This window comes from Arthrobacter sp. UYEF36 (genome assembly GCF_040547025.1).
Classification (GTDB): Bacteria; Actinomycetota; Actinomycetes; order Actinomycetales; family Micrococcaceae; genus Arthrobacter.
Genome location: NZ_JBEPOX010000008.1, coordinates 158,544 through 183,169 on the forward strand (window position 1 = coordinate 158,544; position 24,626 = coordinate 183,169).

The window sequence follows — 24,626 nt, forward strand, 5'->3', positions numbered from 1 at the left end:
CGGAATCAGGCCTCGACGTCGGCCGGTGCTGTCAACTGTGCGGGCACCGCTGCGGGGCCGGAAGCCTGCCGGGGCGCGGACGCGGCGGGGGTGGCGTGCGCGTTCCTGGCGTGCGCTGCCTTCGCTTCGGCAGCCAGGGTGGCGGCCCGGGCGGCCGCCGCGGCGGCGCCGCGGGTGTCGCGCCAGCGGTGCAGCCAGGTCAGCAGGTGATCGATCACGATGCCGAGCACGATGGCGAACGCGATGGCGATGCCCACCCCGAGCAGCGGGTGTTCGTGGACCCAGTTGCCGGCGATGATGCCGACTCCGGCCGAGTACGCGACCCAGGTGATGGAGGCAAAAACGTCGAGGATGACGAAGCGGCGCCGCGGGTACGCGGTGGTGCCGGCGATCCAGTTCACGGCCACGCGTCCGACCGGGATGTACCGGGCCGTGAAGATCAGCATGGCGCCGCGTTTGTCGAGTTCATAGCGCGCCCAGTCCAGGGCGCGGCGGACCTTGGGTTTGCGCATCCAGCGGAAGCGCTCGACGCCGACGCGGCGGCCCAGCAGGTAGGCCATGTTGTCACCGGCAATCGCCCCGATGGCGGCGGCGGCCATCACGAACCACATGTTCGGCTGGCCGGACGTGACAGACAGTGCACCCAAAGCGACGATCAGGGTTTCACTGGGCAGAATCGGAACGAAACCGTCGATGAAACAGAAGATCGTGAGGATCGGGTAAATCCACCATTGTCCCGCGGCATGGAGGATAGCCTCATTGATAAATTCCACGCGGGCTGGGCTCCTAGGAAAGTGACGAAAAGCGCTCTTCAGTGTCCCATGACCGGCAAGGATGCGCTACGTTCCCCTCCGATGAATCTGCCGCAGCCAAAGGCTCCGGTTTCAGGAAGCCTCCGAGGGAGGGACAGGGCGTTCGGCGTCCTCGGGAAGCCTGCCGCGCAGCCTGCTGATGGCGAGGTCAACCAGGATGCCCAGGCCGATCGCGCAGATCACGGCGACCATGACGCCCAGCAGGTGGTTCTCTTCAAACCATTGGCCAAAGAAGAGGCCAATGGCCACGGAATACGCCGCCCACAGCAGCGCCGAGAGCACCGTCATCCCGACGAAGCGCGACTGCGGGAAGTTCGTGGCACCCGCGGTCAGGTTGACCGCCACCCGGCCGATCGGCACGAAGCGCGCCACGAGGATCAGCGACGCCGGCCGTTTCCGCAGCTCGGTGCCGGCCCAGCGGAAGGCCCGCTGCATGCGGTGGCCGCGCATCCAGGCCCAGCGCTGTGTTCCGGCGCCGCGGCCGATCAGGTAGGCGATGTTGTCGCCCAGGAAGGCCCCTGCGGCGGCGGTCGCGGCCAGGAGCACCGGGTTGGGGACGTCGGCGGTGGCGGCCACCGCGGCGAGTCCGACGACCACCGATTCGCTTGGAATGGGCGGGAAGAAGCCGTCAATCACGCAGCACGCGAACACCAGGATGAGGACCCAGGGTTGCCCCGCTGCGGCCAGGATGAAGTCGTTGATTGCCTGCACGGTTTCCTAACAAACAACGGGAGGACGGCTGTCGAGCCAGTCTACTGCGGGCCGCGCCCCGCCGTTTGCCCTACCACTTGTGGCGGCCAACCCTGCAGTTGAGGGACCACAAGTGATAGGGCAACGGGGTGGGCTAGGCGATGCGGTCGATGATGAGCTGCTGCGGCGGGCGGGAGCCTTCCGGGGCAATCAGCACGGCGTGCTCCAGCGCCTCCCTGGCCCGTTCGAACTTCTCCGGGGTGTCCGTCAGCAGTGTCATCAGCGGCTCGCCTGCCTTGACCAGGGCGCCGGGCTTGGCGTGCATCCGCACCCCGGCTCCGGCCTGGACCTGGTCCTCCTTGCGGGCACGGCCGGCGCCGAGGCGCCAGGCGGCGACGCCGACGGCCATCGCGTCGAGCTCCACCAGCACGCCGTCGGCCGGCGCGTAAAGGACGTCGGATTCCCGGGCGACGGGGAGCTTGGCGCGCGGGTCCCCGCCCTGCGCCTCGATCATGCGGTTCCAGACGTCCATGGCCCGGCCGTCCCGGAGCGCGGCCCTCGGGTCGGCGTCGTGGACGCCCGCGCAGGCGAGCATTTCCTCCGCGAGCCGGACGGTGAGTTCGACGACGTCTTCCGGGCCTCCCCCGGCCAGCACCTCCACCGATTCCTCGACCTCGATCGCGTTGCCCGCGGTGAGGCCCAGCGGGGTGTTCATGTTGGTCAGCAGGGCCACCGTGTTGACGCCGGCGTCCTTGCCCAGGGCCACCATGGTCTCGGCGAGTTCGCGGGCGCGGGCCTCGTCCTTCATAAAGGCGCCGGAGCCGACCTTGACGTCCAGCACCAGCGAACCGGTGCCTTCGGCGATCTTCTTGCTCATGATCGAGGACGCGATCAGCGGGATGGCCTCGACCGTGCCGGTGACGTCCCGCAGGGCGTAGAGCTTCTTGTCGGCCGGGGCCAGCCCGGCACCGGCGGCGCAGATGACCGCGCCGACGTCCTGCAGCTGGGCCAGCATTTCCTCGTTGCTCAGCGCGGCGCGCCAGCCCGGGATCGCTTCGAGCTTGTCCAGGGTGCCGCCGGTGTGGCCGAGGCCGCGGCCGGAGAGCTGCGGCACGGCGACGCCGAAGACCGCCACCAGCGGCGCCAGCGGCAGGGTGATCTTGTCCCCCACACCGCCGGTGGAGTGCTTGTCGGACGTGGGCTTCACGCTGCCGTCGGGGCGGCGCAGGCTGGAGAAGTCCATCCGTTCACCGGAGGCGATCATGGCCGCCGTCCAGCGCGAGATTTCCGCCCGGTCCATGCCGTTGAGCAGGATCGCCATGTTCAGGGCGGCCATCTGCTCGTCAGCGATCGCGCCGCGGGTGTACGCGTCGATGGTCCAGTCAATCTGGGCGGGGCTGAGCACGCCCTTGTCCCGCTTGATGCGGATGATGTCGACGGCGTCGAACGATTCGGTCAGCTTGGGGGTTTGTGTCACCGGGGTTCCTCCAGGTGTTGGGGGCCAAAGGCATCGGGAAGGACCTGGTCCATGGTCTTGATTCCCTGCGTGGTCATGAGCTCCATGTCGGGAGCCCGGAATTCGTAGAGCAGCTGCCGGCAGCGTCCGCAGGGCATCAGGACGTTGCCGCCGGCATCGACGCAGTAGAAGGCGCGGAGCAGGCCGCCTCCGGTCATGTGCAGGTTGCCCACCAGCGCGCACTCGGCGCACAGGGTCAGCCCGTAGCTGGCGTTTTCGACGTTGCAGCCGCTCACGATCCGGCCGTCCGCGGTGAGCGCTGCTGCCCCCACCGCGAACTTCGAATACGGCGCGTAGGCGTTTTCCATGGCGGCGACCGCGGCGGCCTCGAGGGCGGCCCAGTCAACCTTGGTGCTGTCCATGGTCAACCCTTGACGTACGGTATGCCGCTGGCGGCCGGCGGCCGGGAGCGTCCGACCAGTCCGGCGACGGCGAACACGGTCACGAGGTACGGCAGCATGGCCATGAACTGGCTCGGCACCGGGGTGCCGATGATGGTCACGATGCTCTGCAGGTTGTCGGCGAAACCGAACAGCAGCGCGGCGAAGAACGCCCCGATCGGGTTCCAGCGGCCCAGGATCATGGCGGCGAGGGCAATAAAGCCGCGTCCACCCGAGATCTCCTTCGTGAAGCTGTCGATCGCCACGAGGGTGAAGAACGATCCGCCGATCCCGGCGACGGCGCCGCCGAGGGTGACGTTCCAGAACCGGGTCGCGTTGACCTTGATGCCGAGGGTGTCGGCGGCCTGCGGGTGTTCGCCCACGGACCGGACCCGGAGGCCCCACTTGGTCTTGAACAGCCCGATCCACACCACAATCACGGCCACGTACATCAGGTAGCCCACCACGGACTGCTTGAACAGGATGGGGCCGAGGACCGGGATGCTGGACAGGACCGGGATGTCGATGATGGGAAGCCGGCCCGGGGAGTTGAACATCTCCTTGTTCGCCTGCATCACGGTGCTGAAGAGGAAACCGGTGAGGCCGGAGATCAGGACGTTGAGCACCACACCGACAATGATCTGGTTCACCACGTACTTGATGCTGAATACCGCCAGCACCATCGAGACCAGGGCGCCGGCGACGGCCGCCGCGAGCAGCCCCAGGTAGGGGTTGTCGGTCAGGCTGGCGACGATCGCGGCCGTGAAGGCCCCGCCCAGGAGCTGGCCTTCGATGGCGATGTTCACGACGCCGGCGCGTTCGCACAGGACACCGGACAACGAGCCGAAGACGATCGGCACGGCGAGGGTCACGGACCCGGCGATGAGTCCGGCCAGCGAGATGCTGGGGGTCCGAGCGCCGCCGACCACCCAGATCAGGAAGGCCACCACGAAGAGGACCGTGAATACGGCCGGCAGCCAGCGCGGGGGCCGGACGTTCTTTGTCTTCAGGAACATCGCGTAACCGGCAAGGCCCAGCAGGATCACCGAGAGCACAATCCCGGCCAGGAAGGCGGGTACCTCGATCGCGGGGAGCTGGAAGAAGTCACCGCCGGAGGAAATGCCGAACTTGGCGGTAGCCTGCGGGCCCATCAGGCCAAAGAAGATGAACGCGACGACGGCCAGCGCCAGCAGCGTAACCGGCAACTTCCAGGTCACGGGCTTCGCGGACACCGTGTGCTTGCGGTTCTTCTCCGCCTGCGGGGTGCCCGGCTGCGGCTTGAAAGGTTTCCCCGGGACGGGTGAAGTTGCTGTTGTGCTCATGCTGCACCTCCGGTGGCTGCTGCCTTCTGGGACTTGCCGGCGGTTGCGGCTTTCTTCTTGCGCGGGTTCAGTCCGAAGATCGCCCGGACCAGCGGCGGCGCCGCGATGAACAGCACGATGAGCGACTGGACCACCAGCACGATGTCGATCGGGGTTCCGGTCTGGATCTGCATCTGGACCGCACCGGCGCGGAAGGCGCCGAACAGCACGCCGGCGGCGAAGGTGCCCCACGGCGTCGAACGTCCCAGCAGCGCGACGGTGATGGCGTCAAAGCCGTAGGTTGCCGCGACGCCGTCGGTCAGGACCTTCTCGGTGCCCGCCACCTGCGCGACGCCGGCCAGGCCGGCCAGGCCACCGGCGATGGTCATCACCAGGATGGTGGCGCGGGGAACGTTGATCCCGGCGGTGAGGGCCGCCTTGGGGTTGGCGCCCACCGCGCGGAACTCGAAGCCGATGGTGGAGCGGTTCAGCAGCCACGAGACAAAGACCGTCGCGGCGATGGCCAGCAGGAACCCGATGTGCAGCCGGTACTGGCTGCCGAAGATCTGCGGGTACACGGCGGACGCGTCCAGGATCGGGGAAATCGGGGTGGTTTCCCCCGGCCGCTGGAACGCCGGCGTGTCGAGGAGGTAGCGCACCAGGTAGAGGGCGATGTAGTTGAACATGATGGTCACAATGACCTCATGGGCCCCGGTTTTCGCCTTGAGCACGCCCACCAGGCCGCCCCAGACGGCGCCGCCGATGACGCCGGCGAGCAGGACCAGCAGCAGGTGGAGCCCAACCGGCAGGTCCAGCGCGAAGCCCACCCACGCGGCCAGGATGCCCGCCATGATGATCTGGCCCTGGGCACCGATGTTGAACAGGCCCGCACGGAAGGCCAGGGCGACGCCCAGGCCGGCGGTAATCAGCGGGGTGGCGATGGTGAGGGTCTCCATCAGCGGGGCGAACTGGCCGCCCACTCCGCTCCCCCTCGGGTTGTAGACCGAGCCCTGGAAGAGCGCGACGTAGGAGCTCGTGGCGGCTGACCAGACAGCTGCGAGGAAGTCGGTCGGCCGGGCGAAGAAGTAACTCGACGTCGCGGCGACCACCTTGTCCGTGCTGGCAATGAGCAGTCCGCCCAGGATCAGGGCGAGGAGGACGGCCAGGATGGTCACAATACCGTTGCCGGTGAAGATCTTCCGGAGCACCGAGTCCTGGTCCTCGTCACCGGGGAGGGATCCGCTTTGGGCCGAGACGGGAACCGCCGACGGGCGCATCGCCCCGCCCGCGGTGTCCAGCGACGTGGCAAGGTCGGCGTCCTCGACGGGAGCCTCAGGCTTATTTTCACTCATGGTCGTCTCCTACGGCGCCGGAGTTCGGCTCCTGCACGGGGTGGGCGGCGGGCGCCGGGTTCGTTGCGTGGGGTTCGGCGGGGGCACCCGCGGGGCGCTGTGCCTGCTGCTTGCCCGCGGTATCGGCGTGGGCGTCCTGCGGGGACAGCCCTGCCATCATCAGGCCAAGGACGTCGCGTCCGGTGCCGGCGGGGACAATCCCGACCAGCTTGCCCTTGTAGAGGACCGCGATCCGGTCGGCGAGCTCGATCACCTCGTCCAGTTCGGTGGAGACGATCATCACGGGGGTGCCGTGGTCGCGCTCGGCCACGATGCGCTTGTGCAGGAATTCGATGGATCCGACGTCCACGCCGCGGGTGGGCTGGGAGGCGATGAAGAGCCGCAGCGGACGGGAGAGCTCCCGGGCCATCACGACCTTCTGCTGGTTGCCGCCGGACAGGGTGCCGGCCGCGAGCGAGCCGGACGGGGTGCGCACGTCGAACTCATCGATCCGGGTCTGGGCGTTCTCCAGGACCTTGGCCGGGCTCATGCTGATGCCCTTGGCGAACGGCGCCTGGTCGTAGCGGTCCAGAATGAGGTTTTCGGCGATCGAGAACGTACCGATCAGGCCGTCGACCGAGCGGTCTTCCGGCACGAAGCCGACGCCTGAGTTCAGGACGTCCTTGACGCTGCGGCCAACGAGTTCTTCGCCGTCGAGCAGGATCGAGCCGTGGACGCGGTCCTGGAGCCCCAGGATGGCCTCGGTCAGTTCCGTCTGGCCGTTGCCCTGGACGCCGGCGATGGCGAGGATCTCGCCGCGCGCGATGTCGAAGCTGATGCCGTCCACCACGTGCTGGCCGCTGGGCGCGATCACGGTGAGGTCCTTGACCTGGAAGGTTCTCTCCTGGGGCTTGGCCGGGGCCTTGTCCAGGGTCAGGTTCACGGCGCGGCCCACCATCATGGACGCCAGTTCCGTCGTTGAGGCGCCGGGATCGGCGGTGCCGACCACCTTGCCGCGCCGGATGACCGTGATGGTGTCCGAGACGGCCTTGACCTCGCGGAGCTTGTGCGAAATGAAGACGATCGAGGTGCCGTGGCTCTTGAGCTGGCGCATGATGTCCAGCAGCTCGTCGGTGTCCTGCGGGGTCAGCACGGCCGTGGGCTCGTCGAGGATGAGCACTTTGGCGTCGCGGACGAGCGCCTTGATGATTTCCACGCGCTGCTGCACACCCACCGGGAGGTCCTCGACCATCGCGTCGGGATCAACGTCGAAGCCGTACCGGTCCGAGATCTCCTGGATCTTCTGCCGGGTGTCGTCCAGGTTCAGGAATCCTCCGGCCTTGGTGGCTTCCGCGCCGAGGGCGACGTTTTCGGCAACCGTAAAGACCGGGACCAGCATGAAGTGCTGGTGCACCATGCCGATGCCCGCGGCCATGGCGTCGCCGGGGCCGCGGAAGGTGACGGGTTTGTCGTCGATGAGGATCTGGCCCTCGGTGGGCTCGTACAGTCCGTAGAGGACGTTCATCAGCGTGGACTTGCCCGCGCCGTTCTCGCCGAGCAGACAGTGAATCTGCCCGGGTTCAACAACCACATCGATGTGATCGTTGGCTACCAGGGAGCCGAAGCGTTTGGTGATCCCCTTGAGTTCAAGTTTCAAAACTCTGACCAATCTCGAAGTATCCGGTAGCCGTGGCCCGGACGGATGATGGGGCTGCAGCATCAGCCTAGTGCCTGCAGCCGGAGGCGGAGCCGGTCCGCTCAACGAAAAGCGCCACAGCCCGTGCGGTGGATGACCGGACGGGCCGTGGCGCTTAGCGGAGGGTGTTAGACCTTCGGGCTGGCTGCGGATTCAACCTTCAGCGTGCCGTCGGCGATATCCTTCTTGATCTGGTCCAGCTCGGACTTCAGCTCGGCCGGAACCGCCGAGTCCAGGTCGTGGAAGGGGGCCAGCTGCACGCCGTCGTTCGCTAGGGTGCCAACGTAAGGGGTGTTGTTGAACTTGCCTTCCTTGTCTTCCTTCACAACGGTTTCAACGGCCTCGCCCATCTGCTTCATGACGGAGGAGAGCATGATGTCCTTGTAATCCGGTGCCGTGAGGAAGCCGTCGGAGTCAACCCAGATGAGCTTGACGTCCTTGCCTGCTGCCTTGGCTTCCTTCAGGGCCGCGCCCGCACCCTTGCCGACCGGTCCGGCGACGGGCATCACGATGTCCGCGCCCTGGTCCAGGAAGTTCTGGGTGAACTGCTTGCCCTTGTCCTGCTTTTCGAAGTCACCGGTGAAGGAACCGTCCTGCTTGGCCTTGTCCCAGCCAAGGACCTTGACGTCCGTGCCCTTCTTCTCGTTGTAGTACTTGACGCCGTCGGCGTAGCCGTCCATGAAGATGGTGACCGTGGGGATCTTGATGCCGCCGAAGGTGGCGACCGTTCCGGTCTGGGTGGTGCCGGCTGCGAGGTAGCCCGCCAGGAAGGCAGCCTGGGCCGTGTCGTAGATGATCGGCTTGACGTTGCTGATCGGGGTCTCGTAGCCGAAGTCGATGATGGCGAAGTGGCTCTCCGGGTTGGCCGTGGCCTGGGCCTTGGTGGCGTCGCCGAGGAGGAAGCCGACCGTGACGGTCAGGTCGCAGCCGGCCGTGACCATGGCGCGCAGGTTGGGCTCGAAGTCGTTGTTGGTCTTGGACTCGGCCTGGTTGACCTTGATGCCCAGATCCTGCTCAGCCTTCTTCAGCCCCTCGTAGGAGGACTGGTTGAATGACTGGTCGTCGAATCCACCCGAGTCGGACACGATGCAGCCTGTGTAGTCGCTGGCCGTCGCGCTGGCGGTGCTGCTGGCCGTCGGGGCGGCCCCGCAACCGGTGAGCAGGAGTGCGGCCGCACCGGCGGTGGCGACTCCGGCCATTGAACCGCGTTTGAAGGGTGCACGCAGAGAGTTCTTCAATTTTCCTCCAGGAAGAAAGAGTAGGCGCTACGACGGGAGCTCAATGAGTGTCTGTTGGCGGGGTTGCCGCTGAAACGCTGTTTTCACTGATGGACTTCGCAGCACTGCGCCGAGGCGCACTGATGGAAGCCACTTTAGTGTCCTGTGACACGTCCAAGTAGCACAGTTCACAGCGATTCCACAGATTGTTGAGAACTTGTTACCAAGCAGTAGAGACAGAAAGCCCCGCACCGGGCATCTCCGGTGCGGGGCTTTGCGCGTGCGGGCGCAGGCCGGACTAAAGCCGGACCAGCATCTTGCCGGTATTGGCGCCGTCCAGCAGGTCCATGAAGGCCTGCGGTGCGTTGTCCAGCCCGTCCACGATGGTCTCGTCGTAGCGCACGGTGCCGTCCGCGAGCCAGCCGGACATGGTCTCGACAAACTCGGCCATGTACTGCCAGTAGCCGCTGACCAGGAAGCCCTTGAGGGTCAGCTGCTTGCCGATGGCCTGCATGAGGTTCCGCGGGGCCGGCGTCGGCTCGGTGGAGTTGTACTGCGAGATCGCCCCGCACATGGCCACCCGGCCACCGACGGTGAGCGCCGACAGCGCCGCTTCCAGGTGCTCCCCGCCGACGTTGTCGAAGTACACGTCGATCCCGCGGTCGCCGGCGGCAGCGGCGAGCTGCTCGGCCACCGGGCCGTCGTGGTAGTTGAACGCCGCGTCGAAGCCGAGCTCCAGCAGCCGTGCCACCTTGTCCGGGGAGCCCGCGCTGCCGATGACCCGGGATGCGCCGAGCGCCTTTGCGATCTGCCCCACCAGGGAGCCGACGGCACCTGCGGCGCCTGACACGAAGACGACTTCTCCGGCCTTGAAGCCGGCCACCTTGAGCAGACCGGCGTAAGCCGTCAGGCCCGTCATGCCCAGCGCACCCAGGAAGGCCGGGGCGGGCGCCAGATCGGTGCGGGCAGGGGTGGTGGCACCGGCGTCGAGCACGGCATACTCACGCCAGCCCAGTGAATGGACGACGGCGTCGCCCACCTGGCGGTCAGCGGCGCGGGACGCGATGACCTCGCCGACGGCGCCGCCGTCGAGCGCGGCATCCAGGGCAAACGGCGCCGAGTAGGACTTAACGTCATTCATCCGGCCGCGCATGTAGGGGTCCACGGACATAAAGAGGTTGCGGACCAGGACCTGGCCGTCCTGGAGTTCCGGCAGTGCGGTCTCGGCCAGGCGGAAGTTCTCCGGTACGGGCCGGCCGTGCGGCCGGGACGCGAGCTGGATCTCCCGGGTGGCGGCGGGCAGGGTGGTGGTTTCGGTCTGGGTGCTCATGCGGCGACCTCCAGGATGGTGATGTCGACAGTGATGTTGCCACGGGTGGCGTTGGAATAGGGGCAGACTTCATGGGCTCTGGCCACGAGGGCCTCGGCCGTTTCCCGGTCCACGGCGGGCAGGGCGATCTCGAGTTCCGCGGCGATGCCGTAGCCGGATCCGTCGCCGAGGGCGCCAAGGTGGATCCGGGCCGCGACGGCGGAATCCGTCAGGTCGGCTTTCTGCTGGCGACCGACGAGGCGCAGGGCGGAATGGAAGCAGGCCGCATAGCCGGCGGCGAAGAGCTGTTCCGGATTGGTGCCTTCACCGTTGCCGCCGAGTTCCACGGGGCTGGCCAGGGCCACGTTGAGTTTGCCGTCCCTGGTGACGGCGGTGCCGTCGCGGCCTTCGCCCGAAGCCAAGGCCTCGGCTGTGTAGAGAGTCTTCATGGGAGGTCCGATCTGTTTGCGTTTCAGTGGAAGTCAGTGGGAGCCGTGCAGTGCGGCGGCGAGCCGGGTCAGGGTCTCGCGGAGCTGGTCGAGTTCAGCGGGCGAGAGCCCGGCGGCGTCGGCGAGACGCTGCGGGATGCCGGTGGCCCGGGCACTGAGCGCGGCGCCGGCGCCGGTCAGGAAGACCTCAACCCGGCGCTCGTCCTCGGCGGACCGGCGGCGTTCCACGAGGCCCAGGGACTCGAGCCGCTTGAGCAGCGGGGAGAGTGTGCCGGAGTCGAGCCCCAGCTCCTCCCCCAGTTCGCGGACGCTGCGCGGCTCGTCTTCCCAGAGCACTAGCATCACAAGGTACTGCGGGTAGGTCAGGCCGAGCTCGTCGAGCATCGGCCGGTACGCCGCCGTGGCTGCCCGCGAAGCCGAGTACATGGCGAAGCACAGCTGCCGGTTCAGGCGGGGGGCGTTGTCGCGCGGCGTATCGGTCATAACAATACGATAGTACACAATTAGATTGTGCACAACTTATATGGATGCACCGATCCCGCCGAGGTCATAGTTCGCGCCCATGTTGCGTCCGACGACGGGCGCGAACTCTCACCTCGGCGCGGTGGTGGTGCGCGGTGCCCGGCTAGAGGTCGCGGAGGGTGCGCAGTGCGGCGGCGGTGAGGACCTGGATGCCCAGGCCCAGGGCGCGCTCGTCCAGGATGTAGTCGCCGCGGTGCAGGTCATACTCCTCGCCGCCGGGGGTCTTGGTGCCCAGGCGCATCATGGCGCCGGGGAGGTCCGCGAGGAACCAGGCGAAGTCCTCGCCGCCCATGGACTGCGGGGTCAGGACGACGGCGCCCTCGCCGATCTCGGCGCGGGCCGCGGCTTCGATCAGCGCGGTCTCGTGTTCGGAGTTCACCACGGGAGGCACACCGCGGGTGTGCTCCAGGTGAACGTCGACGCCGTACGGTGCGGCGATCTGCTGGATGACCTCATCGAGGATCTCACCGGCGCTGTGCCAGGCGTCGCGGTCCAGGCAGCGCATGGTGCCCGCCATGTAGCCGCTGGCGGGGATCGCGTTGGGGGCGGATCCTGCGGAGATGTGGCCCCAGACGACGGACACGCCGCTGCGGACATCAACCCGCCGGGACAGCACGGCCGGAACGTTGACCGCGATCTGCGCCAGGGCGAAGACGAGTTCTTCGGTCAGGTGCGGGCGTGAGGTGTGGCCGCCGCGGCCGGTCAGTTCGATTTTGATCGTGTCCGAGGCGGAGGTGATGGCGCCGATCCGGGTGCCGATCTTGCCCACCTCGATCCGGGGATCACAGTGCAGGGCGAAGATCCGCGGAACGCCGTCGAGGACGCCCTGCTCGATGCAGCTCTGGGCGCCGCCGGGCATCGTCTCCTCGGCAGGCTGGAAGATGATCCGGACGGAACCGCGCAGCGGCGACTCCTCGTGCATCCGCTGCAGGACCAGCGCCGCGCCGAGCATGGTGGCGGTGTGGACGTCGTGGCCGCAGGCGTGCGTGACGCCGTGGTTCTTCGAGGCGAAGGGCAGGCCCGTCTCCTCGATGATCGGAAGGGCATCGATGTCGCCGCGCAGGGCGGTGGCGATCGGACCGTCGCCGATGTCCACCGTCAGGCCGGTCCCCTCCAGGCGGCGGGGTTTCAGACCTGCATCCTCGAGGCGCTTTGCGAGCTTGTCCGTGGTGCGGAACTCCTTGAAGGAAAGTTCCGGGTGCGCATGCAAGTCCCGGCGGAACGCAATCAGCTCCGGCAGCAGGGGCTCGAGCCACGGCCCCACCAATGTGGTGGGCTCAGCTTCAGTAGAGTAGTTACGCACGCAATAACTCTAGCGAGCGCACAAAAAATAGCGGCATCGCGTACGGCGCGTTACGGATCGGCAAACTTTTCCGGCCGCCCGGCAAGGGGCGAAGGACCCTGAAAACCGCCGCGAGCTAGAGAACGTCGGTGTCGCCGCTGGCTTTGAGGGCGTCAACAGCCTGCTTCACGCGCTGCGAGTGCTCCTTGTGCATCACGAGCAACGCGTCAGGGGTGTCCACCACCACAACGTCCTTGATCCCGATCAGCGCGATCACGCGCTTGGTGTCGGAGACCACCACACCGCTCGCGTCCTCGGTGAAGACGCGGGCGCCCTCACCGATCACGGTGACGTCCTTGACTTCCTTGGCACTGTTCAGCCGGCCCACCGAAGCGAAGTCCCCGACGTCGTCCCACCGGAAGGTACCGGGAACGACGGCGACGTCGCCGGCGGCGGCGGCCGGTTCGGCCACGGCATAGTCAATGGCGATCTTGGGCAGGGTGGGCCAGACGCGGGCCTGGACCTCGTCGCGCTGCGGGGTGTCCCAGGCCTTGGCGATTTCCTGCACCCCGGCGAAGAGCTCGGGCTGGTTGGCTTCGAGGTGCTTGAGCATCAGCGAGACCGGAGCCACGAACATCCCGGCGTTCCAGACATATTCGCCACTGTCGAGGTACTCCTGGGCGACCTCTTCGCTGGGCTTCTCCACAAATTCGACGACGGCCTGGGCGCTGTCGGCCCCGGCCACGCCAAGGTTCTTCCCGGCCCGGATGTACCCGAAGCCGGTGGAAGGGTGGGTGGGCTTGATGCCTATCGTGACGATTTTTCCGGCCGCGGCGGCGTGGATGGCTTCCCTGACGGCGTCATGGAACAGCTCGTCCGGGCTGATCACCTGGTCTGCGGCGAAGGAGCCCATGATGGTGTCCGGATCGCGCTCGTGCAGGATGGCCGCGGCCAGACCGATGGCGGCGCCGGAATCCTTGGGCTCGCTCTCCAGCACCAGGTCCGCGTCATCAATCTCCGGCAGCTGGCGGCAGACCGCGTCACGGTGCGCCATGCCGGTCACCACCAGCATGTGCTTGCCGGCCAGCGGCTCGAGCCGGTCGTACGTGGATCTCAGCAGGGTACTGCCCGATCCCGTGAGGTCGTGAAGGAACTTGGGGGCTGCTGCCCGCGACAGGGGCCAGAGGCGGGTCCCCACACCGCCTGCCGGAATCACCGCAATAAACCGGCTCAGGGCCGAGTCGTTGTGTGAGTCCTGGCTTGTCGCTTTGTCTGTAGTCATCACGGCTACTTTAGCCGAACGTCGTGCGCGAGTCCCCGACGCTGGCGCTGACACGGCGCGGAAGCGCCCTCCCGGGGAGCACTTCCGATGCAGCGCCGGCACGCTCCGGCAGGGCAGGAAATGTGGCGTTCGTCTCAAAAGTGGACCAATTCCCCGCTGGGAGCCGTCACCAACGGGTGGTTGAATTGAATAAGCTGTTAGCGAAGCCTAGATTTAGGCTTGAGCTTACGAGTGCTCTCGCAGCAGGCGTTCCCCCCGCGTGGATCCCATGCCAGCGCCGCTGTGTTGCAGGGAGGTTTATTCAGTGCCGACAAAACCAGCTGGCACCTTGTACCGCGGCCGTGAAGGCATGTGGTCCTGGGTTGGACATCGCATTACCGGTGTAGTGATCTTTTTCTTCTTGTTGGTCCACGTCCTGGACACCTCATTGGTGCGTGTGTCCCCGGAGGCCTACACCGCCGTGATCGGTGCCTACAAGAACCCCCTGATGGCCCTGGGTGAAACGGGCCTTGTCGCAGCGATCGTGTTCCACGCCTTCAACGGCCTGCGGATCATCGCCGTCGACTTCTGGAAGAAGGGCGCGAAGTACCAGCGCCAGATGCTGTGGGCGGCGCTCATTCTCTGGGCAGTCGTCATGGTGGGCTTCTCCATCCGCCACCTTTCCCTCGCCCTTGGAGGTCACTAGCCATGAGTGCAGCTCAGATTGAAAGCCCCCGCAGCCCCAAGGTGGGCAGCAACCGGATTGCGCCGCAGTACCGCCGCAACGGCAGTTCCAAGGGGAACTTCGAAATGCTCGCATGGCTCTTCATGCGGCTCTCGGGCGTCGTCCTGGTTGTCCTGATCTTCGGGCACCTGACCGTCAACCTGCTGGTGGGCGAAGGCATCAAGGCGATCGACTTCGGTTTTGTGGCCGGCAAGTGGGCGGATCCGTTCTGGCAGATCTGGGACCTGGCCATGCTGTGGCTCGCCATGCTGCACGGCACCAACGGTGTGCGGACCATCATCAACGACTACGCCGAAAAGGACGCCACGCGTCTGTGGCTGAAGATCGTCCTGTACGCGGCTACCGCCGCCATCATCATCCTGGGCACCCTGGTCATCTTCACCTTTGACCCGTGCCCCGTGGTGAACGGCGTCCAGCTGCCCGGTGGGTTCTGCCCCGCGCCGTAGCAGCGCAGCCCAGCGGTAACCGATCCCTTGCCTGCCCGGTGCGGGCAAGGGATTTCCACGAGATTGCACCGTTCCGGCTCCGCCGGCCGGTGTTGTTAGCGAATTTTGAGAGAAAGAGCGTCTGGTATGCAGGTCCATAAGTACGACGTCGTTATCGTCGGTGCCGGTGGCGCCGGGATGCGCGCGGCGATCGAATCAGGTCAGCGCGCCCGAACAGCAGTACTGACCAAGCTGTACCCCACCCGCTCCCACACCGGCGCGGCGCAGGGCGGCATGTGCGCAGCCCTGGCCAACGTCGAGGAAGACAACTGGGAGTGGCACACCTTCGACACCATCAAGGGAGGCGACTACCTGGTTGACCAGGACGCCGCCGAGGTCATGGCGAAGGAAGCGATCGACGCCGTCCTGGACCTGGAAAAGATGGGCCTGCCGTTCAACCGGACGCCCGAGGGCCGGATTGACCAGCGCCGTTTCGGCGGCCACACCCGCGATCACGGCAAGGCTCCGGTCCGCCGTGCCTGCTACGCCGCCGACCGCACCGGCCACATGATCCTGCAGACCCTGTACCAAAACTGCGTCAAGCACAACGTCGAGTTCTACAACGAGTACTACGTCCTTGACCTGCTGACCGTTGAGGAAGACGCTGTCCGCGAGGACGGTACGCCCTACAAGCAGAAGCGCGTGGCCGGCGTCGTGTCCTACGACCTTGCCTCCGGCGAGCTGCACGTCTTCCAGGCCAAGTCCGTGGTGTTCGCCACCGGCGGCGCCGGCAAGGTCTTCAAGACCACGTCCAACGCCCACACCCTCACCGGCGACGGCATGGGCATCGCGTTCCGCCGCGGCATCCCCCTGGAGGACATGGAGTTCTACCAGTTCCACCCGACAGGACTCGCCGGCCTGGGCATCCTCCTCTCCGAGGCCGCCCGCGGCGAAGGAGCGATCCTGCGTAACTCCGAGGGTGAGCGCTTTATGGAGCGCTACGCCCCGACCATCAAGGACCTCGCCCCCCGCGACATCGTGGCCCGCTCCATGGCCAACGAAGTCCGTGAGGGACGCGGCTGCGGCCCGAACAAGGACTACGTCCTGCTGGACCTGACGCACCTGGAGCCGGCGCACATCGACGCCAAACTGCCGGACATCACCGAGTTCGCCCGCACCTACCTCGGGGTCGAGCCGTACACGGAGCCGGTACCGGTCTTCCCGACGGCGCACTACGCCATGGGCGGCATCCCCACCAACATCACCGCCGAGGTGCTCCAGGACAACGACACCGTCGTCCCGGGCCTCTACGCCGCCGGTGAGGTTGCCTGCGTCTCCGTGCACGGCTCCAACCGACTGGGCACCAACTCGCTGCTGGACATCAACGTCTTCGGCAAGCGGGCCGGCATCGCCGCCGCGGAGTACGCCAAGACCGCAGACTTCGTGGAGCTCCCGGTTGACCCGGAGGCCTACACGCTGGACCTGCTGGACCACGTCCGCACCTCAGACGGCACCGAGAAGGTCGCTGCGATCCGCAAGGAACTGCAGGACACCATGGACGCCAACATGCAGGTGTTCCGCACCGCCGAGACGCTGAACCAGGTCCTGACGGACATCGCGTCCTTCGAGGAGCGGTACCAGCGCATCAGCGTCCAGGACAAGGGCAAGCGCTTCAACCTGGACCTCCTCGAGGCCGTGGAGCTGGGCTTCCTGCTGGAGCTCGCCAAGGTCATGACCGTGGCGGCCCTGCACCGCGAGGAATCCCGCGGCGGCCACTTCCGCGAGGACTTCCCCGAGCGCGACGACGACAAGTTCATGAAGCACTCCATGGCGTACAAGGATGACCACACCCCTGCGGATGGGGGTGCGGGTACCGCAGAAACAACAGCGGGCATCCGGCTTGCCACCAAACCGGTGGTCTTTACGCGCTACGAGCCGATGGTGAGGAAGTACTAAGATGACCGCTGAACTCGCTGAGCCAGCTTCCAAGATCGAACTGCCCGCCCACGTCGGTGGCGGCGGGGACATCCCGTCCTTCGACGTCCACCTGCGCGTGCGCCGCTACAACCCGGAGGTCTCCGACGAGTCCACCTGGGATGACTTCAACGTCACCATGTACGGCACCGACCGGGTCCTCGACGCCCTGCACAAGATCAAGTGGGAAATCGACGGCAGCGTCTCCTTCCGCCGGTCCTGTGCGCACGGTGTCTGCGGTTCCGATGCCATGCGCATCAACGGCCGCAACCGCCTCGCCTGCAAGACCCTGCTGAAGGACCTGGACACGTCCAAGCCCATCACGGTCGAGCCGATCAAAGGCCTGCCGGTGGAGAAGGACCTGATCGTGGATATGGAACCGTTCTTCCAGTCCTTCCGCGAGGTCATGCCGTTCCTGATCAACCGCGGCCACGAGCCCACGAAGGAACGCCTGCAGTCCGCCGAGGACCGCGAGCGGTTCGACGACACCACCAAGTGCATCCTCTGCGCCGCGTGCACCTCGTCCTGCCCGGTGTTCTGGACCGACGGCCAGTACTTCGGCCCGGCGGCGATCGTCAACGCACACCGTTTCATCTTCGATTCCCGTGATGACGCCGGCGACATGCGCCTGGAGATCCTCAACGACAAGGAAGGCGTGTGGCGCTGCCGCACCACCTTCAACTGCACCGAGGCTTGCCCCCGCGGCATCCAGGTCACGCAGGCGATCGCCGAGGTCAAGCAGGCCATCCTGTCCCGCAAGATCTAGGAACCTAAAGAAACACGACGACGGCGCCTCCCACCTGCCAGGTGGGGGCGCCGTCGTCGTAGCCCGCCAGAACGAAAGGTCCCCGTGTCCCGCTCCGAGAAAGTCTCCTTCCAGGGTTCCACCGGCGAAATCCTCTCCGGTATCGTCGACGTCCCCGAGGGGCCGGTGAAGGGCTGGGGCGTGTTCTCGCACGGCTTCACGCTGGGCAAGGACAGCCCCTCGGCCTCGAGGATCTGCAAGGCGCTGGCGGACAACGGGGTGGGCATGCTCCGCTTCGACAACCTGGGCCTCGGCGAATCCGCCGGCCTGTGGTCGGAGGGCTCCTTCAGCCACAAGGTGGCGGACACCGTCAAGGCCGCGGAATTCATGCGCGGGACCGGCCGGGCGGTCTCGCTGCTCGTGGGCCACTCCTTTGGCGGGGCCGCCGTCCTGGCGGCCGCGCGGGAGATCCCGGAGCTTGACGCCGTCGCCACTGTGGGCGCGCCGTTCTCCCCCAATCATGTGGCCCACGTCTTTGACGCCGCCCTGGACCGGATCCTCAGCGAGGGCAGCGCGGAAGTGGACCTGGGCGGCAAACGGGTGGAGATCCGCCGGCACTTCGTGGAGGACCTGGAGAACGCGGACCTGACGGACTGCATCCGGCGGCTCGGGAAGCCGCTCCTGGTGCTGCACTCCCCCACCGACAACACGGTCGGCATTGAGAATGCCAGCACCATCTTCCAGACCGCACGGCATCCGCGCAGCTTCGTCTCGCTCGAGGGCAGCGACCACCTGTTGACGGCCAAGGGCCAGGCTGCCCGCGCCGCGAAGATTATTTCAGCCTGGGCCGACCAGTACCTCGACGCCACCTCGTAGCCGGGGCCGGGCGGGGGCTCTCCGCCGGCTCGACGGGAGTCTTGCCCGGCTGGACCCGGCGGGCGCCCCACCCGGTCTTCTTGCCGGCTGGCTGCAGCCTGAGGTCCTGCTCCCGGATCGCCACCCACGAGGCGCACACCAGGTAGACCTGGCTGACCAGGTTGAACCAGATCAGCAGGCCGATAATGATGGCGAAGGGCGCCAGGATGGGATTCCTTCCCGCACTGGCCAGCAGTTGGGTGCTGAAGATCTGCAGCACGGTGGTGCCCACCGCTGCGAAGAGGGTCCCCTCCAGCAGTGCGCGCCGGGCCGGCTTCAGCCCCGCGGCCACCCGGAACATGATCAGGGCGGTACCCCAGCCGAGCAGCAGCGGAACCATGATCGTGACGGAGGTCGTCAGGGGCCCGGCCAGCAGCGGATCAAGGTTCAGCTGCGCGGCCACCCAGTCCGCCGCCGTACCGAACACCAGGGAGGCTCCGGCGCTGATCACCAGGGCCACCCCCAGCAGGAGCAGGGTGCCGACGTCGCGCAGTATTTGCAGGACCGGATTCAGGCCGCGCGGGCCGAGTTGCATCATGCCCCGCACGCCGTCGCGGACGCCGCTGATCCAGCCCAGGGACGTGAACACCGTCACCGCTGCGGCGATCGCGGCGGTCCAGCCCAGTCCGGACGGGTTTAGCAGCGCGTACGGGTCAACCAGCCCCTCGCTGCCGTTGACCTGCAGGAGGCCGGGCGCGGTCATGGCCACGCTCCGGATGATTTGGTCCAGCAGCGCGGGCTGCCCGCTCAGGAAAAGGCCAGCCAGGGAGAACCCGGTGGCCAACAGGCCCGTGATGGAGAAAAACATCCTGAACCCGATGCCGGCGCTCATCAGCGGGCCGTGCTGGCGCCCGTAGTGCTGTAACACCCGCAGCGGCCGGAGCGTGTTGAGCCGGGCCAGCAGCCAGGGCACCATCGCCATCAGCGACGCGATGCCCCCGCCGCCGGAGCGACGAACCTTGCCCCAGTCGACCCTCTTCCGGATGACTTCCAGTTTCAGCCCGGCCAGATCAGTGGGAAGGGGCGGCTCAGCGGGCGCCCGCGGCACCGTCCTCGCCTCGGTCGTTGTCAGGTTCGGTCCCAAAGTCAAGCTCTTCCCGTAGCTGCCAGATGCCGTTGTCATCGTGCTCGTAAAGTCCCATGCTAGCCACCGGGAACGTGGCCCTGTAATCCTTGAGCGCCGTTTCGGCCTCGTCGAGGCTCTCGGGGGCGACGTCGTGGGCGACCGTGACGTGCGGATGGTAGGCGAACGGCAGTTCCCGCTCCAGCGGCCCGGCCTGCAGCTGCCGGTGCAGGCTGACACAATCGCCGAAGCCGTCCTCAACGTTGAGGAAGACCACGGGAGAGACGGGCCGGAAGGATCCGGTCCCGGCAATGGTCACGTTGAACGGCTCCTGCTTGCTCGCCACGTCCCGCACATGGTTGCGCGTCGCTTCCCAGTCCTGGGTCGTGGTGGTGGTCACCAGCGTGATGTGGGCGGGGATGACGCCCGCCATGGGGTCCCCGAAGGACGCCCGCCAGCGCTGGAGCTCCTCGGTGATTTCCGCCGGGAACCCCAGGATCACGCCGATGCTGATGCCCTCGCTGCGCTGTCCGTTGCCCCCGGCGTCCCGGATCACTGGAGCCGTGCTGCTGCTGCCGGCACGCACGGAGGTGCGTGCCGGCTCGTTAGCGGTGACTTTGCTGACGGAGGACATTGCGCTAGCGGACTCCCTGGGCTCCGGCGTAGGGCAGGAACCCCACCTTGGCGTAGACGTCGCGAAGTGTGACGGAAGCGATGTCCCGGGCTTTATCGGCGCCGAGCGCCAACAGCCGGTCAAGCTCCGCGGGGTCATCCAGCAGTTCGTTGGCCCGGTCCCGGATCGGGGTCAGGCGCTCCGCCACGACTTCGGCGAGGTCGACCTTGAGGTGGCCGTACATTTTGCCCTGGTAGGCGGCGACGAGGGCCTCCACGCTCTGCCCGGTGATCGCCGAGTAGATGGTCAGGAGGTTGGACACTCCCGGTTTGGCCTCCCGGTCGAAGCGGATCTCCGTCTCCGCGTCGGTCACTGCGGATTTGATCCGCTTGGCGATGACCTTGGGATCATCCAGGAGGTTGATCAGCCCCGCCGGTGACTCCGCCGATTTGGACATCTTGGCGGTGGGGTTCTGCAGATCATAGATTTTCGCCGATTCCTTCTGGATGAAGGGCACCGGAACGTTGAAGGTCTCTCCGAAGCGGGAGTTGAAGCGCTGGGCCAGGTCGCGGCTGAGCTCCACGTGCTGCCGCTGGTCCTCTCCCACCGGCACACCGTGCGGCTGGTAGAGGAGGATGTCCGCGGCCTGCAGAACCGGGTAGGTGAACAGGCCCACGCTGGCCTGGTCCGAGCCGTGCCGGGAGGCCTTGTCCTTGAACTGGGTCATCCGGGAGGCCTCGCCGAAGCCGGTGATGCAGTTCAGGACCCAGGCGAGCTGGGCGTGCTCGGGCACCTGGGACTGGACGAAGAGGGTGCATTTGTCCACGTCCACGCCGCCGGCAATATACTGCGCGGCCGTGACCCGGGTGCGGTGGGCCAGTTCGGCCGGGTCCTGCGGCACCGTGATCGCGTGCAGGTCCGGGATGAAGAAGATGGCGTCAAACTCATCCTGCATCCGGACCCAGTTCACCAGGGCGCCGAGGTAGTTGCCCAGGTGCAGGGAGTCCGCCGAAGGCTGCATGCCGGAGAGGATGCGCGGGCGGACCCCCAGCGGGACAGCAGAGGTGGAGGCAGCGGAGGCAGCGGCGGCGGTGGAGACGTCGGCGTCGTTGACCGGGGTCACAGTGGAGGGAGAAGTCATGCGTGGGAGCCTTAAGACTAGAGCCGGTAGTCCACTACCAGCGGGGCGTGGTCGGAGAAGCGTGTATCCCAGGACGGTGCCCGGTCGACAACGGCTGACACTGCGGCGGCAGCGAGAGCGGGCGTGGCCAGGTGATAGTCAATGCGCCAGCCGGTGTCGTTGTCGAAGGCCTGTCCCCGTTGCGACCACCAAGTGTAGGGGCCGTCGACGTTACCCGCCAGGCCCCTGTGAACATCCTTCCAGCCGATATCCTCGCCGAAGAAGCGGTCGAAGTACGCCCGTTCCTCCGGCAGGAAGCCGGCACGTTTGACGTTGCCCTTCCAGTTTTTGATATCCAGTTCCGTGTGGCCGACGTTGAGGTCGCCCACCACGAGGGCGTGGTCGCTGTGTTTGCCCAGCTCGGGAAGCCGATTGAGCATCACGTCGAGGAACCGGAACTTGTCGTCCTGCTTCGGGGTGCCCGCCTCGCCGGAGTGCACATAGGCGCTGGCGACGGTCAATTGCGAGGCCTCCCCCTCCGCGTTGCGGACGGTGTAGTCGGCTTCGACCCAGCGGCCGGCGGTGGCGAAGTAGTCGTCCCCGATGCCCACGCGGGTCTGCAGGGGTTCGGTCCGGGAGGCGATGGCGACGCCGGCGCGGCCCTTGGCTTCGGCTTCGGCGTGCAGGATGTACCAGCCCTCGCCGAGCAGTTCGTGGACGATCGCGTCAGGCGCGCGGACTTCCTGCAGGCAGAGGATGTCCACTTCGCGGGGCTCCAGCCATTCCGCCATGCCGTTCCGGTAGGCGGCACGGAGGCCATTGACGTTGACTGATGCGATGCGAAGGTTGTCCTTCTTCAATGCCGAACTCACCCGGTCCACTCTAGTCGACAATGGTTCCGGCAACAGGTTCGTCGGTGCCGGAGGACTTGATCATGTCCCGGGCGTTGGTGGCGGTGATCTCGATGGTCTCGAGTGCCCGGCGGATCGTCTCCTGGTCCGAGGCGGCGCCCTTGGCCCGCTCCTGCTCGACGACGCGGACCTGCACCTGCACAATCTTGAACGAGTGGTCGAGTTTCAGGTCCCGGACCTCGTCGGATTCGCGGCGGGCCTGCACGAGGCGCGTGCCGCCGTGGTCCACGCTGCCCGACGACGGCGCCCGGCCGGCGGCCGCGTTGAAGGCGTTCTGCGCTTCGGTGAGCTTGGCGCCGGCCTTCCTGGCTGCCTTCTGGATGCTGAAGACCACGAAGGAGGCCAGGGCGAGCCAGAAGCCGGCGATGATCGCCACGAGCCAGCCGACGACGTCGTTCTGGTTCGCAGCAAAGATGACCGCGACGACGAAGGCGATGATGAACACCATCATCCCGGGTCCGCTGATGCGGAACATGGAGAACTTGCCTGCGGCGCTGTTCGGGGACGGCTTGGAAGACGCGGGGTTGCCCAGAGATTGCATGAGCCCATTATCGCAAACCCTCGCGCCGCCCCGGGCACCTTCCACCCGGGGCGAACGGAGGACCCTCGGAGCGGGCCTGGGTTTCCGGCCCTATTTGAGGAACAGCCGGCGCAGCCGGCCGGTGGTGAGCAGCACGCCGAAGCCGATCATCACGAGGTAGTAGCCGATGTGCACCGCCGTTGCCGGGGTGAAAACGCCCACGCTGATCTGCCGGAGCAATTCCACGCCGTGCCACAGCGGCATGGCCTGGATGAGCCACTGGATGTACTGCGGGTAGACGCTGAGCGGGTAGAAGGTGGCGCTGAACAGGAACATCGGCAGCATCACGAAGTTGATCCAGTCCATCTGCTGGAACGTCTTCATAAAGCTCGTGATGCCCATGCCGAAACTCGCGAAGCCGAAGGCGATGAGCACGGCGGCCGGGATCATCAGGATGGCCCACGGCGTCGTGATCAAGCCCATCACCCCCATAACGGCGGTGAACCCCGTGGCGTACATCAGGCCGCGCAGCAGGGCCAGGAAGATCTCCCCCATGGCGACGTCGAGCGGGCCCAGGGAGGTGTAGAGCATCCCCTGGTACAGCTTGGCGAAGTTCATCTTGAAGAAGACGTTCCAGGTGGAGTCATAGACGGCGCCGTTCATGGCCGACACGGCCAGCAGCGCCGGGGCGATGTAGGCGGCGTAGGAGATCTCCCCGCCGCCGGGCCCCTGTACCGAGCCGACGATCGCGCCCAGGCCGACGCCCATCGAGATCAGGTACAGCACGGGTTCGAAGAAGCCGGAGAGCATGACCATCCAGTTGCTGCTCTTGGTGGCCATCAGCCCGCGGGCGACGACGGCGCGGACGTTGCGGGAGTACAGCGGCCCGAACTTCCGGTTGCGGGCAGCCTCGGTGGCGCTGTGGCTGGTGGTGACGGCGCTCATCCGGCCATCCTTTTGATGAACTGGCGTTTGGCCAGGACCCAGCCCGCCACCGTGAGGACCAGCAGGAAAACGAGGTGTGCGATGGTCAGCAGCGGGGGCTCCTGATAGCCGTAGCTGAAGACCCGGCCAAGCTCGGTGCCGTGCCAGATCGGTGAGATCCAGCCGATCCAGCGCACGGCGAGGGGCAGGGTGTCCAGCGGGAAGAAGGTGCCGGAAAACAGGAACAGCGGCATCACGATGAAGCGCATCACCATGGCGAACTGGCCTTTGTCCTCCTTGATCGAGGCGGCGTAGGCCATCAGCGGCAGCCCGAACGACAGCCCGGCGAGGGTGGCGACCAGGATCGAGACCCAGCCCCAGCCGCTCGGCGACGCCCCGAAGAGCGCCACCACGCCGAAGTAGATGGCGGACTGCAGCGCGAAGCGCACCGTGACGGCGATGATCTGCCCGAGGGCGATCTGCTCCGGGGTCAGCGGCGAGGCGTGCGGCCCGTAGTAGACCCGACGCCATTTGAAGCCGTCCATCACCGGGAAGGTGAATTCGTTCGCCGCCGTCATGACCGCGGCCGAGATCAACAGGGCCGGTGCGATGAAGGTCAGGTAGCTGACCCCGCCGAAGCCGGCCACGCTGTTGGTGTCGACCAGGGTGGCCAGTCCCACGCCCATCGCGAAGAGGTACGCGACGGGCTGCCCCACGCCGTACATCACGATGGTCCAGCCGTAGCTCTTCATCACCCGCAGGACATGTTCGGCGAAGTACAGGGACCCCCAGCGCCGGGCCCGGGCGGCCGAGACCTCGGGCGAATGCGCGCGCAGGCCGGGAGAGGCCGGGGCGCCCGGGGCCGCGCCGGCCGCCGCCCCGGCAGCGGCTGCCGGCTCCGGCAG

Annotated in this window: 25 protein-coding genes; 5 read left to right on the plus strand and 20 right to left on the minus strand. The window is 66.8% G+C overall.

What is annotated here, in order from left to right; all coding sequences use genetic code 11:
* Window positions 1-5: 5 nt before the first annotated feature.
* From ABIB29_RS13370 to ABIB29_RS13430, 13 genes are all read right to left on the minus strand, one after another.
* Entirely contained in the window at window positions 6-773 is a 768-nt protein-coding gene (locus ABIB29_RS13370) for a DedA family protein (RefSeq protein WP_354173284.1), read from the minus strand.
* Window positions 774-884: 111 nt separating this feature from the next.
* Entirely contained in the window at window positions 885-1,523 is a 639-nt protein-coding gene (locus ABIB29_RS13375) for a DedA family protein (protein WP_354173285.1), read from the minus strand.
* A gap of 133 nt (window positions 1,524-1,656) precedes the next feature.
* Window positions 1,657-2,979 carry a thymidine phosphorylase gene (locus ABIB29_RS13380; protein ID WP_354173286.1) on the minus strand — a complete coding sequence of 441 codons (1,323 nt, stop codon included), beginning with the start codon at window positions 2,977-2,979 and terminating at the stop codon, window positions 1,657-1,659.
* Window positions 2,976-3,380 (minus strand): cytidine deaminase, encoded by a 405-nt coding sequence (locus ABIB29_RS13385; RefSeq protein WP_354173287.1) that lies wholly within the window; start codon window positions 3,378-3,380, stop codon window positions 2,976-2,978. Before ABIB29_RS13385 ends, ABIB29_RS13380 begins: the two co-directional genes overlap by 4 nt.
* A gap of 2 nt (window positions 3,381-3,382) precedes the next feature.
* Window positions 3,383-4,720, minus strand: coding sequence for an ABC transporter permease (locus ABIB29_RS13390; protein ID WP_354173288.1), 1,338 nt, complete (start codon window positions 4,718-4,720; stop codon window positions 3,383-3,385).
* On the minus strand, window positions 4,717-6,051 hold the full coding sequence (locus ABIB29_RS13395; protein ID WP_354173289.1) for an ABC transporter permease: 1,335 nt from the start codon (window positions 6,049-6,051) through the stop codon (window positions 4,717-4,719). The genes ABIB29_RS13390 and ABIB29_RS13395 overlap by 4 nt, the downstream gene beginning before the upstream one ends.
* The gene (locus ABIB29_RS13400) at window positions 6,044-7,687 is read right to left on the minus strand and encodes an ABC transporter ATP-binding protein (RefSeq protein WP_354173290.1); all 1,644 of its coding nucleotides are present in this window, start codon (window positions 7,685-7,687) and stop codon (window positions 6,044-6,046) included. Before ABIB29_RS13400 ends, ABIB29_RS13395 begins: the two co-directional genes overlap by 8 nt.
* Before the next feature lie 167 nt (window positions 7,688-7,854).
* The gene (locus ABIB29_RS13405; RefSeq protein ID WP_502915606.1) at window positions 7,855-8,964 is read right to left on the minus strand and encodes a BMP family lipoprotein; all 1,110 of its coding nucleotides are present in this window, start codon (window positions 8,962-8,964) and stop codon (window positions 7,855-7,857) included.
* Between the two features lie 277 nt (window positions 8,965-9,241).
* Entirely contained in the window at window positions 9,242-10,273 is a 1,032-nt protein-coding gene (locus tag ABIB29_RS13410) for an NADP-dependent oxidoreductase (RefSeq protein ID WP_354173291.1), read from the minus strand.
* The gene (locus ABIB29_RS13415) at window positions 10,270-10,701 is read right to left on the minus strand and encodes an organic hydroperoxide resistance protein (protein WP_354173292.1); all 432 of its coding nucleotides are present in this window, start codon (window positions 10,699-10,701) and stop codon (window positions 10,270-10,272) included. Before ABIB29_RS13415 ends, ABIB29_RS13410 begins: the two co-directional genes overlap by 4 nt.
* Before the next feature lie 33 nt (window positions 10,702-10,734).
* Entirely contained in the window at window positions 10,735-11,184 is a 450-nt protein-coding gene (locus tag ABIB29_RS13420) for a MarR family winged helix-turn-helix transcriptional regulator (protein ID WP_354173293.1), read from the minus strand.
* A 142-nt stretch (window positions 11,185-11,326) separates the two neighbouring features.
* On the minus strand, window positions 11,327-12,526 hold the full coding sequence (locus ABIB29_RS13425) for an amidohydrolase (protein WP_354173294.1): 1,200 nt from the start codon (window positions 12,524-12,526) through the stop codon (window positions 11,327-11,329).
* 115 nt (window positions 12,527-12,641) lie between these two features.
* A complete protein-coding gene (locus tag ABIB29_RS13430; RefSeq protein WP_354173295.1) occupies window positions 12,642-13,787 on the minus strand; it encodes a mannose-1-phosphate guanylyltransferase in 1,146 nt (381 codons plus the stop codon).
* A gap of 304 nt (window positions 13,788-14,091) precedes the next feature.
* Between ABIB29_RS13430 and sdhC the strand changes: the two genes are divergently transcribed.
* From sdhC to ABIB29_RS13455, 5 genes are all read left to right on the plus strand, one after another.
* On the plus strand, window positions 14,092-14,472 hold the full coding sequence (gene sdhC / locus ABIB29_RS13435; protein WP_354173296.1) for a succinate dehydrogenase, cytochrome b556 subunit: 381 nt from the start codon (window positions 14,092-14,094) through the stop codon (window positions 14,470-14,472).
* 2 nt (window positions 14,473-14,474) lie between these two features.
* On the plus strand, window positions 14,475-14,957 hold the full coding sequence (locus tag ABIB29_RS13440; protein ID WP_354173297.1) for a succinate dehydrogenase hydrophobic membrane anchor subunit: 483 nt from the start codon (window positions 14,475-14,477) through the stop codon (window positions 14,955-14,957).
* A 126-nt stretch (window positions 14,958-15,083) separates the two neighbouring features.
* Window positions 15,084-16,892 carry a succinate dehydrogenase flavoprotein subunit gene (gene sdhA, locus ABIB29_RS13445; RefSeq protein ID WP_354173298.1) on the plus strand — a complete coding sequence of 603 codons (1,809 nt, stop codon included), beginning with the start codon at window positions 15,084-15,086 and terminating at the stop codon, window positions 16,890-16,892.
* 1 nt (window position 16,893) lies between these two features.
* Window positions 16,894-17,676 carry a succinate dehydrogenase iron-sulfur subunit gene (locus tag ABIB29_RS13450; RefSeq protein WP_354173299.1) on the plus strand — a complete coding sequence of 261 codons (783 nt, stop codon included), beginning with the start codon at window positions 16,894-16,896 and terminating at the stop codon, window positions 17,674-17,676.
* Between the two features lie 84 nt (window positions 17,677-17,760).
* Window positions 17,761-18,531 carry an alpha/beta hydrolase family protein gene (locus tag ABIB29_RS13455; protein ID WP_354173300.1) on the plus strand — a complete coding sequence of 257 codons (771 nt, stop codon included), beginning with the start codon at window positions 17,761-17,763 and terminating at the stop codon, window positions 18,529-18,531.
* Here the strand turns inward: ABIB29_RS13455 and ABIB29_RS13460 are convergent.
* The 7 genes from ABIB29_RS13460 to ABIB29_RS13490 form a co-directional block, all read right to left on the minus strand.
* Window positions 18,488-19,654 (minus strand): YihY/virulence factor BrkB family protein, encoded by a 1,167-nt coding sequence (locus ABIB29_RS13460; protein ID WP_502915612.1) that lies wholly within the window; start codon window positions 19,652-19,654, stop codon window positions 18,488-18,490. The genes ABIB29_RS13455 and ABIB29_RS13460 overlap by 44 nt on opposite strands.
* Window positions 19,599-20,267 carry a 2'-5' RNA ligase family protein gene (locus tag ABIB29_RS13465; RefSeq protein ID WP_354173301.1) on the minus strand — a complete coding sequence of 223 codons (669 nt, stop codon included), beginning with the start codon at window positions 20,265-20,267 and terminating at the stop codon, window positions 19,599-19,601. The genes ABIB29_RS13460 and ABIB29_RS13465 overlap by 56 nt, the downstream gene beginning before the upstream one ends.
* Before the next feature lie 4 nt (window positions 20,268-20,271).
* Window positions 20,272-21,387 (minus strand): tryptophan--tRNA ligase, encoded by a 1,116-nt coding sequence (gene trpS, locus ABIB29_RS13470; protein WP_354173302.1) that lies wholly within the window; start codon window positions 21,385-21,387, stop codon window positions 20,272-20,274.
* A gap of 17 nt (window positions 21,388-21,404) precedes the next feature.
* A complete protein-coding gene (locus ABIB29_RS13475) occupies window positions 21,405-22,238 on the minus strand; it encodes an exodeoxyribonuclease III (RefSeq protein WP_354173303.1) in 834 nt (277 codons plus the stop codon).
* Window positions 22,239-22,248: 10 nt separating this feature from the next.
* Window positions 22,249-22,818 (minus strand): hypothetical protein, encoded by a 570-nt coding sequence (locus tag ABIB29_RS13480; protein WP_354173304.1) that lies wholly within the window; start codon window positions 22,816-22,818, stop codon window positions 22,249-22,251.
* A 90-nt stretch (window positions 22,819-22,908) separates the two neighbouring features.
* On the minus strand, window positions 22,909-23,742 hold the full coding sequence (locus tag ABIB29_RS13485) for an ABC transporter permease (protein ID WP_354173305.1): 834 nt from the start codon (window positions 23,740-23,742) through the stop codon (window positions 22,909-22,911).
* Window positions 23,739-24,626, minus strand: coding sequence for an ABC transporter permease (locus ABIB29_RS13490; protein ID WP_502915613.1), 888 nt, complete (start codon window positions 24,624-24,626; stop codon window positions 23,739-23,741). The genes ABIB29_RS13485 and ABIB29_RS13490 overlap by 4 nt, the downstream gene beginning before the upstream one ends.